The following is a 12895-nucleotide window of genomic DNA, read 5'->3' as shown; positions in this document are numbered from 1 at the left end:
GTAAGGGTTGGATTTTTTGCCAATATGCACACAATTAAACAAATACAGTATCGTAGAAATGAGAGGTAGAAAGATAAAAGAAGAGATGACCAATTGGCCACCTCCTCATAACCCTAGAGCTGTGTCTAGAAAGCTTAAACTAAGTTCTGCTTAAGCTTATCTTCCAACGCTTGAACACACAGCTTGATGGCGATAGGCGTGTTTGAAGCGAATGGGTTCAACGCATAAACCGTGTTAGTGGGTAATTGAAAGCTTGGCATCATGTCGACCACCTCACCGGATAGATGATGAAGGTAAAAGTCTGGAATAGCGCCGATACCGACGCCAGATTTGATCAAGGCGAGACAACTGTGAAAGGAGTTCGTAATGCAGCTGGCTGGCTGTTGGTAAATAAAGTCTTGTTCATTTTGCGAACTAAAGTGATGAGTCACCTGTTTTCCCTGCCAAGAATTTGCGATGTAAGGAATAGATTCAAGCTCACGAGAGAGCATGCTTTCAACACCACATAACACGTCTTTAAATTCACCCAAGCGTTTCTGTTTGAGGTTACTGTCACGAGAACTGCCCACTCGTACCGCGAGATCAATATCGTGTTCCATGAAGTCTAGATGCTGATCGTCGCTTATCAGTTCTGGTTTTAGCTTCGGATATTGCTTCATCAGATCTGCAATGACGGGTACGACGAGCAAGTCCATCAGAGCATTCGACGCCGTAATACGAATCCGACCTTGGGGCTCTTCTAGCTCAGCTTTCGCCATATCCCAAGCCGATTCAGCGATCACGTTGATGTCTTTGCAACTCAAATAAAAACGCTCACCCATACTAGTCAGCGATTGCCTGCGTGTTGTGCGCTTAAGAAGAGAAGCGCCTAGCTCTTGTTCTAAGATTTTGAGGTGCTGACTGACGACAGATTTAGACAACTCAAGCTTTTCAGCCGCAGCCGAGACTGAACCCTGCTCTACGATATGAGCGAAAATCGACATCTGCTTTAGCTTACTCATCTTATTGTTCTCTTTTTACAAACAGTATTTTCTATTATCTCTGTTTTTCAAATCAATTTCCAAGATTAAACTCAATTCAACTTATCGAGATACCAAATCAAAAAGACAGTGCTCGAAACAATACTGTTATGGAGAAAGACAATGTTAGACAACCAAATTTTAGAAGCATGTAAGCAAGGCATTAACGCGTGGCAGAAAGCATTCAACAGCCAAGATGCAAAAGGTTGTGCCGTTCAATATACTGAAAGCTGTGTAATGGAAGCGCGTCCATTTGGTACTTTTGAAGGTCGTGAAGCGATTCAAGCATTTTGGCAAAACATCATCGACCAAGGCTTCAAAGACGTTGATTACACCGATGTAAAATGGGAAGAACACCCAGAAGGTGGTTACATTCTTACCGCTAGCTGGACAATGAACAAGGCGTTTGGTGTTGTTCATCGTGAACACTGGGCACTGGAAGCGGATGGTTGCGCTCGTTTAGTCAGCGACGACTTCGAAGTTCAAGGCGAACGCTAGAGCTGTAATTAAAAGCTAGAAGCTCACAGCTCAAGAACAGAAACAGAAACAGAAACAGAAACAGAAAACAAAAAGCCAGCAATCCAAATGGACTGCTGGCTTTTTAACGTTCACTCTTGTCGCCTTATCACTTGATTTGAAGGTGATTCAGTGACTCTACACAATCACTCAACACGCTCATCATTTCAAATCAAAATGTCTGGTAAGACAGAGCGAATACAAGTCAAAGTTACAGTGCTGCTTTCTTCGCTTCTGTAATCCAACCATCGAACATGCTTTGGTTCGCTTTGATCCAACCGTTTACGTGCGCTTCGATATCCGCAGAGCTGTTCTTGCCTTTACTCATCATCATGTTCTGAGCACTTACATCATTGATGTTAAGTTTGATGATTTCGAAAAGCTTCGCTGCTGATGGGTTGTTTTTAGCAAACTCTTTGTTCGCAATAATGCGCATTGAGTTCATTTCGAAGCCGTAGTTTTTGCCGTTAGATAACGTTGTATCCACATTCGAACGCTCGCCAGGAAGTGCTGAGAAAGGTACTTCTAACCAAACTACATCTTCGTTAGGCACCAATACGCCACTTACCCAGTAAGGTGTCCACGTGTAGTAAAGAATTGATTCACCCTTTTGGTAACGAGAAATCGTATCTGCAATGATTGCAGCGTAGTTACCTTGGTTGTGAGTTACCGTATCGTCCAGTTTGAACGCTGAAAGTTGATGTTCAATCACCATCTCACAACCCCAACCTGGGTTACAGCCTGTAAGATCGGCTTTGCCATCACCGTCCGCATCAAACAGCTTCGCGATTTTCGGATCCGTCAGTTGACCAATGTTAGTGATGTTGTATTTTTCAGCCGTTTTCTTATCAATTAGGTAACCTTGAGCGGCACCGCTTACATATTGGCCTTCGCGGTAGAATTTGTCATCGCCGCCCGCCATTTTGTATTTATCAGCATGAAGCGGGAACCAACCTACCGTTAGGAACGTCGCGTCACCTTTTGCGATAGAGGTGTAACCTACGTTGTAGTCCACTTCTTGCGTAGATTTCACGTCGTAGCCAAGCTCTTCAAGGGCGCGGTTAACAATCAACGTTTGGAATGTTTCTTCCGCTACAGACGATTGAACTGGCTGAACTGATACACCTTCACCCGGTAAGCTTGCTGCCCACACGTTAGTTGATACTGCTAATGTAGAAACGATGCTAACTGCAAGTTTGCTCTTCCATGAATTATTCATTGGTGTTTTTCCTTAATTGTAGTTCTGATTTGTTGCCGCGATTTATCGCATTGAGCACAAGAGAAACAGGGCCCATGTGGTACCAGCGTAATTTTGTATTACCTGCATTTACCCCAAGAACTTGGGTAATGCGGTCAAGCAGGATTGCTAGAATAACGATGCCGAGACCACCAACAGCGGCCAGTCCCATATCTAGACGGCCGATACCTCTCAGTACCATTTGACCTAAACCACCTACCGCGATCATTGATGCGATAACCACCATAGATAGCGACAACATCAGTGTTTGGTTCACGCCCGCCATAATGGTTGGTAATGCAAGTGGCAGCTGAATTCGGTAAAGCATCTGCTTTTTGCTTGCACCGAATGAATGACCCGCTTCGATCAAATCTTCCGGTACTTGCTGAATACCTAGGATGGTTAAACGTACCACCGGTGGCAGTGCGAATATAATGGTCACCACCACACCCGGAACGTTACCGATACCAAACAACATTACGATGGGTACTAAGTAAACGAAGGCTGGCGTTGTTTGCATAGCGTCCAGAATTGGGCGAACGAATTTAGCCGCCGTGTTACTGCGGGCGAGCCATATCCCCATGGGTAAACCGATCAACAGGCAGAAGAATACAGATGTCATCACCAGTGAAAGCGTGGTCATCGCTTCAGACCAAGCGCCAATCAAACCAATCATAGTAAGAGATACTGCCGTAGCAACACCCAGTTTCAGGTTTGAAAACTGCCATGCCACCAAGAACAAAATGATGAGCATAAATGGGGCTGGCGTAGACACCAATGCCGTTTCAAATGAACTTAGAATGAAATCGATAGGTACACGAATTGCTTGAAACAATGGTCGTCCGTGTTCAACTAGCCAATTCAATCCAGACTCAACCCAAGTATCAACAGGCAAAACTGCCTCTGCAAAAGGATTAAGAGGATCAAAAGGAATGGTTTCTACAGTTTCACTGCTTAGCCAATCTGCCGATGGTGAAGTGTCAGCGGCTTGACCCCAAGGATCACTTGATGGCTGAGCGGCAGGAGCAGACTGTGACCATGGGTCATTATTTGTTTGTTCAGACGACATGATCTACCCCTTATCCAATGTTTGTAGCAAACGTGACTTAGTTACCACGCCAAAGTAATTACCTTGCTCATCCACAACAGGCACTGAGTAAGGCACACCACCAACAAGGCCAAGCACGTCATTGATTGGTAAATCAGGGTTCAGCGTTAATCCATCATCGAGCTGCGCGCTCACTAATGATTTGTTCTCTTTGTGAGCTTTACGAAGAGAGTCAATAGAAACAATGCCGGAGTAAAGACTGCTCTTTTCAACAACGATGCCGTATTCACGGTCGTTATCCATTAGGATTTGCAGAGCGGAAGCTGGACCGTCGTGTTCTGACTTTTTAAATACCGCAGCCGGTTTCTTGCGTGCAATGTCTTTCACAGTAAGTACGCTTGCGACATTCACACCACGGAAAAAGGCTTCGACATAGTCGTTCGCTGGGTTGTTAAGAATTTCGTCTGGTGTGCCCACTTGAACCACTTCACCGTTTTGCATAATGGCAATACGGTCACCGATTCTCATCGCTTCATCCAAATCATGGGAGATGAATACAATCGTTCGTTTATCGTCATTTTGTAGGCGAATCAGTTCATCTTGCATTTCAGTACGAATCAAAGGATCGAGTGCCGAGAACGCTTCGTCCATTAACAGGATATCTGGGTCACATGCCAAGGCTCGCGCTAGACCAACACGTTGTTTCATACCGCCAGACAATTCATCTGGGTACGATTCTGAGTATGCGCCAAGACCTACGCGCTCTAACGCTTCAAATGCTGACTGTTTTCGTTTATCTACTTCAACACCTGCCAGCTCAAGGCCAAATGCAGCATTTTCGATAACTGTCATATGCGGCATCAGTGCGAAATTTTGGAAAACCATGGAGATGTTGTTGCGGCGGACTTCGCGCAGTTCATCTTCTGAGATGTGGGCAATGTCTTTGCCTCGAAGAAGCACATTACCTTTGGTAGGTTCGATTAAGCGGTTAAGAAGGCGTACTAGGGTTGATTTGCCAGATCCTGACAATCCCATAATCACGAAAATCTCGCCTTCTTGAATACTAAGAGAAACATCGTTAACACCGATCGTTAACCCTGTTTCTTCGAAAATTTTGTCTTTATCCGCGCCTTCATTAATCATTGTAAAAGCACGGTCGGTGTCTTCACCAAACACCTTGTACAGTCCCTTAACTTCCAGTATGGGATCCATATAATCTAATCCTTTCTTAGCTATTTTAACTTAAAAATGGTTATTTAAGCTCGAAAAACGATTAGCACTCTAAGCAATGTAGAGCTGTAAATCAAGGGGTTGCGTTCGGTAACCCTTATCAAAAACAATCATTTCGCCAACCAAAATCAAGTTTCAATATCCAGAAAAAACCCACCAAAACACTGATAATAAAGGATATTAAAACGATATAAATGCGTTCAATATTATCTATTACTTACTGATAGATTATTGAATATTTATTTCACATTAAAACAATTAATGGGTGAAACAGACTAGGATTCAACGTAAATACTTCGTGCACAAATAATTCGAATACAAACTATTTATTGTGGCTTTAACGATATCTAAAAACTGGAAATTTGCGCTTTACGGAGAGCAAAATCTCCCCTTCTTCTCTATCGATGTAACAAGAAGATCGGTATAGCTTCGGCAAAAACGCAGAGGTATTCACAACCGCTCATTTAAACCAATAGAGGGCCAGAAGGTCACTATATGAAAATAGAATAGCCGATGGAATAAACCAAGTTTGGCACTGGTCAAATTGATAGAATTATCTTCAGTATCCAAAACATAACGCCAAGTGTGATGCTTACTGCAAACTAATGAGTGTCGATTATCTAAGCCGAAAGACAACTTGTAGAGTCCTCATTGCTGAGCCATTATTTATAGAAGAAATCGACATACTTTCCGCGATTATTAAAGAAAAGGACAAGGCGCTCGAATGATAAAAATGCTGGTGTGTGACTTTGACGGTACGCTTGATGGGGGTTCATCTCATGGGGTTAATCAGTTATTTAACTACTTAGCGGAGCAACCTGATATCCGCTTTATCATCGCGACGGGTAGAACTCTGCCCTCAATTCGGGTGGGTTTGGCATCAGATAACTACCCGAAACCACACAGTATTATCAGCGATGTGGGCACCAGAATTCATCACGTTCACTCCCAAAAGCCTGATCATATTTGGCACAACCAATTAGAAGCTTCTTGGAACAAATCAAAGGTAGAGTCAGCACTGGCGCCACTCGATTTCATGGGCGAACGCTTAGAGAGCCATCAGGGTGATTACAAAATCACTTTTGAAGGAAAGCTCTCAGAGCCTCAGCATGAACTGATCGAATCGAGCTTAGAATTACACGGGATAGATGTACACCTCACTTACTCTCACGATTGGTACCTAGATATCACGCCTAAAGGTGTCAATAAAGCCACAGCGATTCATCATCTACTTAAACAACATGAGTTGAGCGTTGAAGAAGTGTGCGTTGCCGGTGACTCTGCCAACGACACCTCTATGCTGACGATAAAGGGCATAAACTCAATATTAGTGGCTAACCATTATCCTGAGGTCGCTCACTTGTCTGATCGAGACAATGTGTATACTAGCAGAGCAACACACGCTGAAGGTGTGTTAGAAGGACTCAAATACTGGCAATTGCAAACGGTAGCGGGCAGTTAAAACGGGCGTAGTTGAGATACTCTTCGTTACTTCACGTCCTTACTTCCAACCTGGAAGCCAATGCTCCTTGTCGGTTAGATCTCGCCAATTAATAGCTTCCTCTCGTTTGGTCATCACTGCTTCTATCAAGCAACGAATCACCTCCCCTTCTTCAAACTCAACCTCAGTGACCATAAAATGCTTTTCTTTCTTTACTGGGCTAACCGCGGTCCATTTACTACGAAGTAACTTCTTTGGGTTGATCCGGTTCATGATTCTTTCCTGCACAGTTCATTGATGTTTTATCTATAAGCTTCAAAGAGTTAAAAAGATCATTTTAAGTTGAGAAAACCTATGACTAAAATCCAGATAAGTCATAACTAAAGTCAATAAAACAAGTCGTAGACTCGGTACAATAGCTGCCACCAGTTCAGAGACTAATCCCCATGAACCAAACAGAATTCCAGCAAAAAATAGCGAGTTTCACCGCCATCGAACAAGCGCTTGATTACTTTGAAATTGGCTTTGATAGCAAGTTTATCGACCAAAATAGAATAGAGCTTGTGAAGCGCTTTAATGGTTATCTGATCCTGTCGAAACCCGATGATTGGTTTTCTGGAAGAAGAGCACTGAAAAACGCGTACTGTAAGGTTCAACGCAGTAAACTGGATCGTTACACACGTTCTGCCTGTCGTGGTTGTACTACTTGTCAACGCCGCTAGTTCAAAATCAGATTGCTTAAAGGTAGATAACAAAAAATAGAGAATTGAAATAACATCTCATTACGATTTAGTTAGTGGTTTGCTCGAAAAAAAGTGTGCTAGTCTTACGGCAACTCAACTACGAGATAAAAACTACAATGAAAATTTTCAGCAATTTCGAAAGCGGCAACATTCACGTCGTTTCAGCAGATTCACCACAAAATATTCAACTGACTATCCCAGCAGACAACCAGACTGAAATCTCTCAGTGGTTTCACTTCCGTTTAGAAAGTGAAGCTCAACAAGCTCACCACTTTGAAATCGGCCAATTGGCAACATCTGCTTACCCTGATGGGTGGAAAGATTATGATGTTGTAGCATCTTATGACCGTGAAGAGTGGTTCCGTATTCCATCTCAGTTCGATGGCGATACATTAAGCTTTGATATCATCCCTGAACACGATTCAATGTACTTCGCGTACTTCGCGCCGTACTCATACGATCGTCACCAAGATCTTCTGCACAGTGCTCAAACTCACCCAGCATGTAAGTTAGAAACTCTGGGTCACACGCTAGACAACAACGACATCACTTTGCTAACCATTGGTGAGCCAAGTGAAGAGAAGAAAAACATCTGGGTTATTGGTCGCCAACACCCAGGCGAGACTATGGCTGAATGGCTAATCGAAGGTCTGCTGCAACGCCTGCTTGATGAGACAGACACAGTCGGTCGCTCTCTTCTAGACAGCGTTGTGTTCCGCGTTGTACCGAACATGAACCCAGATGGCAGCATCCGTGGTCACCTGCGCACTAATGCGATTGGTGTAAACCTTAACCGCGAATGGCAATCACCTTCTCTAGAACGCAGCCCTGAAGTTTTCCTTGTGCGCGAGCGCATGCTAGAAACTGGCGTTGATCTGTGCCTAGACATTCATGGCGACGAAGCGATTCCATATAACTTTGTTGCAGGTAGCGAAGGCACACCTTCATACAACGAGCGCATTGCAAAATTGGAGAATCACTTCAAGCAAGCGCTTCTGACTATCACGCCAGAATTCCAAGATGAATTTGGTTACGATAAAGACGAACCGGGCAAAGCAAATATGACCGTCGGCACAAATTGGATCGGTGAGCAGTTCAAATGTCTGGCTTACACTGTCGAGATGCCGTTTAAAGATCACATCAGCCACGCTGACGAACTTTACGGTTGGTCTCCAGAGCGCAGTGTTGCATTTGGTCACGACATGCTAGCCGCGGTTTGGGCAACAGTAGACGAGCTATAAAACGAACCATAGACAGGCTAAGCGCCTTAGTTTGTCCGTATAGTTAGTTTGCTTACATATATAGCAAAGCCCAGCACTTGTGAAAGTGCTGGGCTTTTTTAATATCGGATCTGAATGAATGACTTGGGCTTTAAGGCATCTAACTTTAAAAGCTTTTTATGCCACTCTGAGGCTAGCAAAAAATACTGGGTATCTTTGTCTAATGTGTCTTTGTTCTGACACCATATCTTTGAAGCTTGGTCCTTCTAACAACTGAACGATTACTTCATCGCCTTCTTGTCGCAGCACTGCACCACTAATATCAATGGTGTTGTTATCGTGCAGTCTTAAACTGCCCGCCATTGAGAAGCCTCGATAAACAGGAATGATGTTACGCATCATCAAGCGCACACCTTTTTCAGACACTTCACTCACATGAAAAAGCTCATCCTTAATTCGCATCACTGGACGTGCCTTTTTTGGGTACTTCAAGCGATAATATTTGCGTTTCTGGGTGAATAACTCTTCACTCATCTGTGACTCCCTGTCTCTGTTTATTCGGTAAAGCAATAGCCTTTAGCTTCAATTGGATTTCGAACGAACACATTCACCGAATTGATAGCTGACCATTATATCGACTTTACGAGCTAATGCTTTAGAGATTTATGAACAGAAACAAGGATTGCTGAGCATTCAGTAAAAAGTGAGATATGAGTCGTATATGCTAGGGGTGCGATTGTTAGCTATGAACCCTAAAGCTGAAACAGCGCCAACTGAATACTGAAGCCAACAAACAACAACCCGCACACAATGTTCATCCATTGAGACGTGCGCTTTTTCGTCAATAATCTCTTAAACGTATCAGCCATCAAAATGACAACCAAAAACCATGTCGCAACCACTGTCGCCTGTATCGCGCCCAGCATTAAACTGTCGGACACAATGTGATCCTTAGAAACAAACTGAGGGAATATCGAAAGGTAGAACAGAACGATTTTAGGATTCAGTAGATTAGTGATGAGTCCTTTGAAAAACTGGTTATAGAGCTTACTGCCCGATGCACTCACTATAGCAAGTACACCCTCTTGAGCTCGCAGTGCCGCTCGAAAGTGATTATAACCAAGCCAGACTAAGTACAAGACACCCGCCCACTTCAGTCCCTCAAAGGCCATTGGAGTCTTAGATAACAGTAAGCTCATGCCATTCGCAGAAACAAACGCATGAAATAAGAACCCGCATGACACACCCAACACGTTAATAAACGCAAACAACTTTCTTTGAGTTAAAGCCGTACTCAATACCAACAAAGCATTTGGGCCTGGAATGATGGCAATAAAAAACACGATGATAATAAACAGCCAGATACTTTCCCAACTCATTTCGCTCTCATTTCCTTAAAGCTTCCTAGTCATACTTGATCGTTTTAGGGCGGGTATTGTACGTCCATTCAATACCATTACAATATGCCCAACGTTTAATTAGCTTGGCTTAGCTCGCTTGCCTTAGTTCAGTTGTATGGATAACGCTTAAATTTAACGTGTATAATTCACCCGTTTATCCTGTAACGCAGCAAAACTCATTCTCTAACATTTATAGCCCTGTTAGACTCCACCTCCATTTTGATACTTGGTTCATTTATGTCATTTGATAACCTCACCCTTAACGCAAAAACCGTCACAGCGATCCCTTCTCAATTCGACAAACCGACTGAGATACAACAAGCGGTAATTCCATCAATTATTGCGGGTAAAGACGTACTTGCGTTGGCTCAAACGGGTAGCGGAAAAACATTGGCGTTCGGCTTACCCTTACTGAACAACATCAACCATGATGTGAATGGACTGCAAGCGCTTATCATCGTCCCGACACGTGAACTCGCGTCTCAAGTGACTGAATCTTTAGAGCCGGTCGCGACAGCGCTCAATATCAAATTGGTAACCTTAACCGGTGGCGTGAATACTGATGATCAACAGCAACAATTACTAACCCAACCGCAATTAGCAATCGCTACTCCGGGGCGTCTACTTGCTTTAATCAAAAGTAGCGAACTGGATGTAACTCAGTGCGTATCATTGGTTCTTGATGAAGCCGACCGCCTGATCGACATGGGTTTTTGGCCCGATATTCAAGCGATTACTGCAGCACTACCGAGCAAACGTCAGTCACTGTTGTTCTCTGCGACACTTCCGCCAGAGTTGGTTAGTCAGGCTGAGCTGCTTCTTTCAAACCCAGTTAAAGTCACGACACACCAAGAAAACAGCGTGGTCGCGACTATTGAAGAAACTCTGTATTTAGTGAACAAAGGCAGTAAGGCTCAAGCGCTTATCGCCCTACTTCATCAGAGCCCATGGCCGCAAGTATTGGTGTTCATTGGTGCGAAAGACAATGCCGACGCATTAACCAAGCGATTGAATAAATCCAAAATCAATGTGAGTGCGTTACACGGAAATAAGAGCCAAGAAGAACGAGAGCAAGCATTAGAGAGTTTCAAAAATGGCGAGACCCGTGTGCTTATCGCGACTGATGTGATGGCTCGCGGCATCCATATTGATCAGCTGCCTGTCGTGATTAATTTTGATTTGCCGACACACTCCGCAACTTACGTACACCGAGTTGGTCGCACAGCAAGAGCAGGAAGCACTGGTTGCGCTATCTCTCTGGTTAGTCACAGCGAAACTGATTACTTGAATGCGATTCGTACTCTGACCAATAAGCCTCTTGTGCTGCAAGCATTAGAAGGTTTCCCTGTTACAGACAAACCTGCATCTGAAGCCACAGCTCGCAAACGTCCACCTAAAGACAAAATGGCTAACCGAAGAACCGCAAAGAAGAAAAGTGCTAAGCAATTTAAGAGCAAGCCAAGTTCTTCGAAATAGCCAGCTCTTCAAAATAGCCAGCTCTTCAAAATAACCATAGAAAATCGATTAGCCCAGTTTGTACTGGGCTTTTTATATGCAATCAGATATAAAATTACAACCTATCGACTCAGAAAAAATGCCAATTTAAATGACACTTTTGTGAATTATGAAGCCAAGGTATTGATTCTTGGTTGCTCAAAAAAAATACTTTCTGATCACGTTGACGCCCCTATATCTGGCAACTAGATTTTTCTATTAGTGTCTAAAAACCGGGAGGTCATTGAAATGAAACGTGCAAGCTCTACATATCGATTACAACTGATTAAGGAAGTGGCTACTCGCCGAGATCGTCAGAGTTCCAATGACCCAATGGCAAACTACATACAAAACCTAATCGACAACAAAGACGACTGTGATACCTCGGTGGAACGCAACCAGAGGTTCAGTGGTAGTCATTTTGATGAGCATATTGGTGGTTGGGTTAGCGACCACTGGGGTAGTAAGTAGTCCGATATCTCCAGTCACTCGTGCCTTAAATAAAGCAGCATAACCACTGTAGAATTTATCTCCGCATTAACCTATCATCTGCAACAAATCCCTATCATTGAGTAAGCAGAAAGTGTCTGAGTTAAAAAGAGAAAAAGAAGTGATGGTTGCCTTCCAAGTTATCCCTCGCGTTAAAGAAGGCAACAACTTCGAAGTAGTTGATAAAGCCATTGAAGTAGTGAAAGCAGCCGATGTCCCTTTCCAAGTTGGTGCGATGGAAACCACTATGAAAGGTGAACTCAATCACTTACTCGATATCGTTAAAAAGGCAGAGCAAGCTTGTTACGATGCAGGGGCTGTAGAAATGATAACCAACATTAAGATTCATAGTAAGACCACCGAAGCCGATGATACATTTTGTACATACCATCGTGGTGTAACGAAAGCGAATCACATGTTTGTTTAGCAATATGTTTATTTCAGAAAGCTGTTTATTTAAGAAAACAGGGGTTAGAAAGACTCTGAAGAACCAGTGATGTTATTGAAAAGGCATGTCTGAAAGGTGTGAAAGGATTTCCATTCGTTCTTCTTCTGACATCGAATGCCAATCACGCGGGCTCTCTTCAGGGTCATTTTTCGCCCCAATGTTTTTTCGATCCAGTGCTTTAACCGGTTCTTTTTTGAGTTTTACGTTCTTTTTATTCATACCGACATCACTCCTTCTGGTACAAAGGTACCTACCTTAATATTACACCCCAACCATTATGTAAAGTAATAGTTACTTCGGAGTTAAATAAAATCTTGATACTTCCTCTTTAACCGAAAAGATCTCTTTGGGGACTTGTATTTCCCTCTTCGTCGACCGACTTACCAACCAAGTTTTTTTGCTTCATTATCTTCCTTCGATAGCGCTGACGACACAGCTTAATCACGTGCAATTGTTCTGACGGAGTCATCGACATCCAATTAAAGCGCTCTTCTCTTTTGCGCATACAACCATTGCAATAGCCTTTATCATCGCTTGAGCAAACCCCAACGCAAGGGCTTGGAACCTGGAAAAACTCTAACTGCTCCACCATGCCTCCTTACACATCAAA

16 protein-coding genes are annotated in these 12895 nt (G+C 43.4%); 7 read left to right on the top strand and 9 right to left on the bottom strand.

Annotated features, from left to right (window positions below; genetic code table 11):
* Positions 1 to 134: 134 nt before the first annotated feature.
* Complete coding sequence (locus M4S28_RS07060) at positions 135 to 1001, bottom strand: LysR family transcriptional regulator (RefSeq protein ID WP_249632567.1); 867 nt, start codon at positions 999 to 1001, stop codon at positions 135 to 137.
* A 141-nt stretch (positions 1002 to 1142) separates the two neighbouring features.
* Here M4S28_RS07060 and M4S28_RS07055 point away from each other — a divergent pair, with 141 nt between their 5' ends.
* On the top strand, positions 1143 to 1517 hold the full coding sequence (locus M4S28_RS07055) for a YybH family protein (protein WP_249632566.1): 375 nt from the start codon (positions 1143 to 1145) through the stop codon (positions 1515 to 1517).
* A gap of 229 nt (positions 1518 to 1746) precedes the next feature.
* On the opposite strand, the gene proX is transcribed toward M4S28_RS07055, so the two are convergent.
* The 3 genes from proX to proV are packed head-to-tail and all read right to left on the bottom strand — an operon-like array spanning position 1747 to position 5032.
* Entirely contained in the window at positions 1747 to 2754 is a 1008-nt protein-coding gene (gene proX, locus M4S28_RS07050) for a glycine betaine/L-proline ABC transporter substrate-binding protein ProX (protein WP_102504035.1), read from the bottom strand.
* Complete coding sequence (gene proW, locus M4S28_RS07045) at positions 2747 to 3841, bottom strand: glycine betaine/L-proline ABC transporter permease ProW (protein WP_004734649.1); 1095 nt, start codon at positions 3839 to 3841, stop codon at positions 2747 to 2749. The genes proX and proW overlap by 8 nt, the downstream gene beginning before the upstream one ends.
* Before the next feature lie 3 nt (positions 3842 to 3844).
* Positions 3845 to 5032 (bottom strand): glycine betaine/L-proline ABC transporter ATP-binding protein ProV, encoded by a 1188-nt coding sequence (gene proV / locus M4S28_RS07040; protein ID WP_017086175.1) that lies wholly within the window; start codon positions 5030 to 5032, stop codon positions 3845 to 3847.
* A gap of 742 nt (positions 5033 to 5774) precedes the next feature.
* On the opposite strand from proV, the gene M4S28_RS07035 reads away from it, so the two are divergent.
* Complete coding sequence (locus M4S28_RS07035) at positions 5775 to 6512, top strand: HAD-IIB family hydrolase (protein WP_249632565.1); 738 nt, start codon at positions 5775 to 5777, stop codon at positions 6510 to 6512.
* Between the two features lie 39 nt (positions 6513 to 6551).
* On the opposite strand, the gene M4S28_RS07030 is transcribed toward M4S28_RS07035, so the two are convergent.
* A complete protein-coding gene (locus M4S28_RS07030) occupies positions 6552 to 6764 on the bottom strand; it encodes a TIGR02450 family Trp-rich protein (RefSeq protein WP_017093192.1) in 213 nt (70 codons plus the stop codon).
* Between the two features lie 173 nt (positions 6765 to 6937).
* On the opposite strand from M4S28_RS07030, the gene M4S28_RS07025 reads away from it, so the two are divergent.
* Both M4S28_RS07025 and M4S28_RS07020 read left to right on the top strand, forming a co-directional pair.
* Complete coding sequence (locus tag M4S28_RS07025) at positions 6938 to 7213, top strand: nitrogenase-stabilizing/protective protein NifW (protein WP_004734654.1); 276 nt, start codon at positions 6938 to 6940, stop codon at positions 7211 to 7213.
* A 137-nt stretch (positions 7214 to 7350) separates the two neighbouring features.
* On the top strand, positions 7351 to 8475 hold the full coding sequence (locus M4S28_RS07020; RefSeq protein WP_004734655.1) for a M14 family metallopeptidase: 1125 nt from the start codon (positions 7351 to 7353) through the stop codon (positions 8473 to 8475).
* 156 nt (positions 8476 to 8631) lie between these two features.
* Here the strand turns inward: M4S28_RS07020 and M4S28_RS07015 are convergent, their stop codons facing one another.
* On the bottom strand, positions 8632 to 8988 hold the full coding sequence (locus tag M4S28_RS07015) for a hypothetical protein (protein WP_004734656.1): 357 nt from the start codon (positions 8986 to 8988) through the stop codon (positions 8632 to 8634).
* 218 nt (positions 8989 to 9206) lie between these two features.
* Positions 9207 to 9833, bottom strand: a complete 627-nt coding sequence (locus M4S28_RS07010; protein WP_102533528.1) for a LysE family translocator — start codon at positions 9831 to 9833, stop codon at positions 9207 to 9209.
* A 258-nt stretch (positions 9834 to 10091) separates the two neighbouring features.
* Here M4S28_RS07010 and M4S28_RS07005 point away from each other — a divergent pair, with 258 nt between their 5' ends.
* The 3 genes from M4S28_RS07005 (at position 10092) to M4S28_RS06995 (ending at position 12264) form a co-directional block, all read left to right on the top strand.
* Complete coding sequence (locus M4S28_RS07005) at positions 10092 to 11330, top strand: DEAD/DEAH box helicase (protein WP_249632564.1); 1239 nt, start codon at positions 10092 to 10094, stop codon at positions 11328 to 11330.
* Positions 11331 to 11597: 267 nt separating this feature from the next.
* Positions 11598 to 11819 carry a hypothetical protein gene (locus M4S28_RS07000; protein WP_004734659.1) on the top strand — a complete coding sequence of 74 codons (222 nt, stop codon included), beginning with the start codon at positions 11598 to 11600 and terminating at the stop codon, positions 11817 to 11819.
* A gap of 142 nt (positions 11820 to 11961) precedes the next feature.
* Entirely contained in the window at positions 11962 to 12264 is a 303-nt protein-coding gene (locus M4S28_RS06995) for a thiamine-binding protein (RefSeq protein WP_249632707.1), read from the top strand.
* A 72-nt stretch (positions 12265 to 12336) separates the two neighbouring features.
* On the opposite strand, the gene M4S28_RS06990 is transcribed toward M4S28_RS06995, so the two are convergent.
* Entirely contained in the window at positions 12337 to 12504 is a 168-nt protein-coding gene (locus tag M4S28_RS06990) for a hypothetical protein (protein WP_017079018.1), read from the bottom strand.
* A gap of 109 nt (positions 12505 to 12613) precedes the next feature.
* Complete coding sequence (locus M4S28_RS06985; RefSeq protein ID WP_017079017.1) at positions 12614 to 12877, bottom strand: DUF1289 domain-containing protein; 264 nt, start codon at positions 12875 to 12877, stop codon at positions 12614 to 12616.
* Between the last annotated feature and the right edge of the window lie 18 nt (positions 12878 to 12895).

Origin of the sequence: Vibrio sp. J383 (genome assembly GCF_023503985.1) — a bacterium.
GTDB classification, from domain to species: domain Bacteria; phylum Pseudomonadota; class Gammaproteobacteria; order Enterobacterales; family Vibrionaceae; genus Vibrio; species Vibrio splendidus.
Note: the sequence above shows the minus strand (reverse complement) of the source record. Positions and strands in the feature narration are given on the sequence as shown.

Coding starts and splice junctions, on each gene's coding strand:
- M4S28_RS07010 (WP_102533528.1), bottom strand. CDS start 9,833: ATGAGTTGGGAAAGTATCTGGCTGTTTATTATCATCGTGTTTTTTATT.
- M4S28_RS07030 (WP_017093192.1), bottom strand. CDS start 6,764: ATGAACCGGATCAACCCAAAGAAGTTACTTCGTAGTAAATGGACCGCG.
- proX (WP_102504035.1), bottom strand. CDS start 2,754: ATGAATAATTCATGGAAGAGCAAACTTGCAGTTAGCATCGTTTCTACA.
- proW (WP_004734649.1), bottom strand. CDS start 3,841: ATGTCGTCTGAACAAACAAATAATGACCCATGGTCACAGTCTGCTCCT.
- M4S28_RS07055 (WP_249632566.1), top strand. CDS start 1,143: ATGTTAGACAACCAAATTTTAGAAGCATGTAAGCAAGGCATTAACGCG.
- M4S28_RS07060 (WP_249632567.1), bottom strand. CDS start 1,001: ATGAGTAAGCTAAAGCAGATGTCGATTTTCGCTCATATCGTAGAGCAG.
- M4S28_RS07025 (WP_004734654.1), top strand. CDS start 6,938: ATGAACCAAACAGAATTCCAGCAAAAAATAGCGAGTTTCACCGCCATC.
- M4S28_RS07000 (WP_004734659.1), top strand. CDS start 11,598: ATGAAACGTGCAAGCTCTACATATCGATTACAACTGATTAAGGAAGTG.
- M4S28_RS06995 (WP_249632707.1), top strand. CDS start 11,962: ATGGTTGCCTTCCAAGTTATCCCTCGCGTTAAAGAAGGCAACAACTTC.
- M4S28_RS07015 (WP_004734656.1), bottom strand. CDS start 8,988: ATGAGTGAAGAGTTATTCACCCAGAAACGCAAATATTATCGCTTGAAG.
- M4S28_RS07005 (WP_249632564.1), top strand. CDS start 10,092: ATGTCATTTGATAACCTCACCCTTAACGCAAAAACCGTCACAGCGATC.
- M4S28_RS07035 (WP_249632565.1), top strand. CDS start 5,775: ATGATAAAAATGCTGGTGTGTGACTTTGACGGTACGCTTGATGGGGGT.
- M4S28_RS07020 (WP_004734655.1), top strand. CDS start 7,351: ATGAAAATTTTCAGCAATTTCGAAAGCGGCAACATTCACGTCGTTTCA.
- proV (WP_017086175.1), bottom strand. CDS start 5,032: ATGGATCCCATACTGGAAGTTAAGGGACTGTACAAGGTGTTTGGTGAA.
- M4S28_RS06985 (WP_017079017.1), bottom strand. CDS start 12,877: ATGGTGGAGCAGTTAGAGTTTTTCCAGGTTCCAAGCCCTTGCGTTGGG.
- M4S28_RS06990 (WP_017079018.1), bottom strand. CDS start 12,504: ATGAATAAAAAGAACGTAAAACTCAAAAAAGAACCGGTTAAAGCACTG.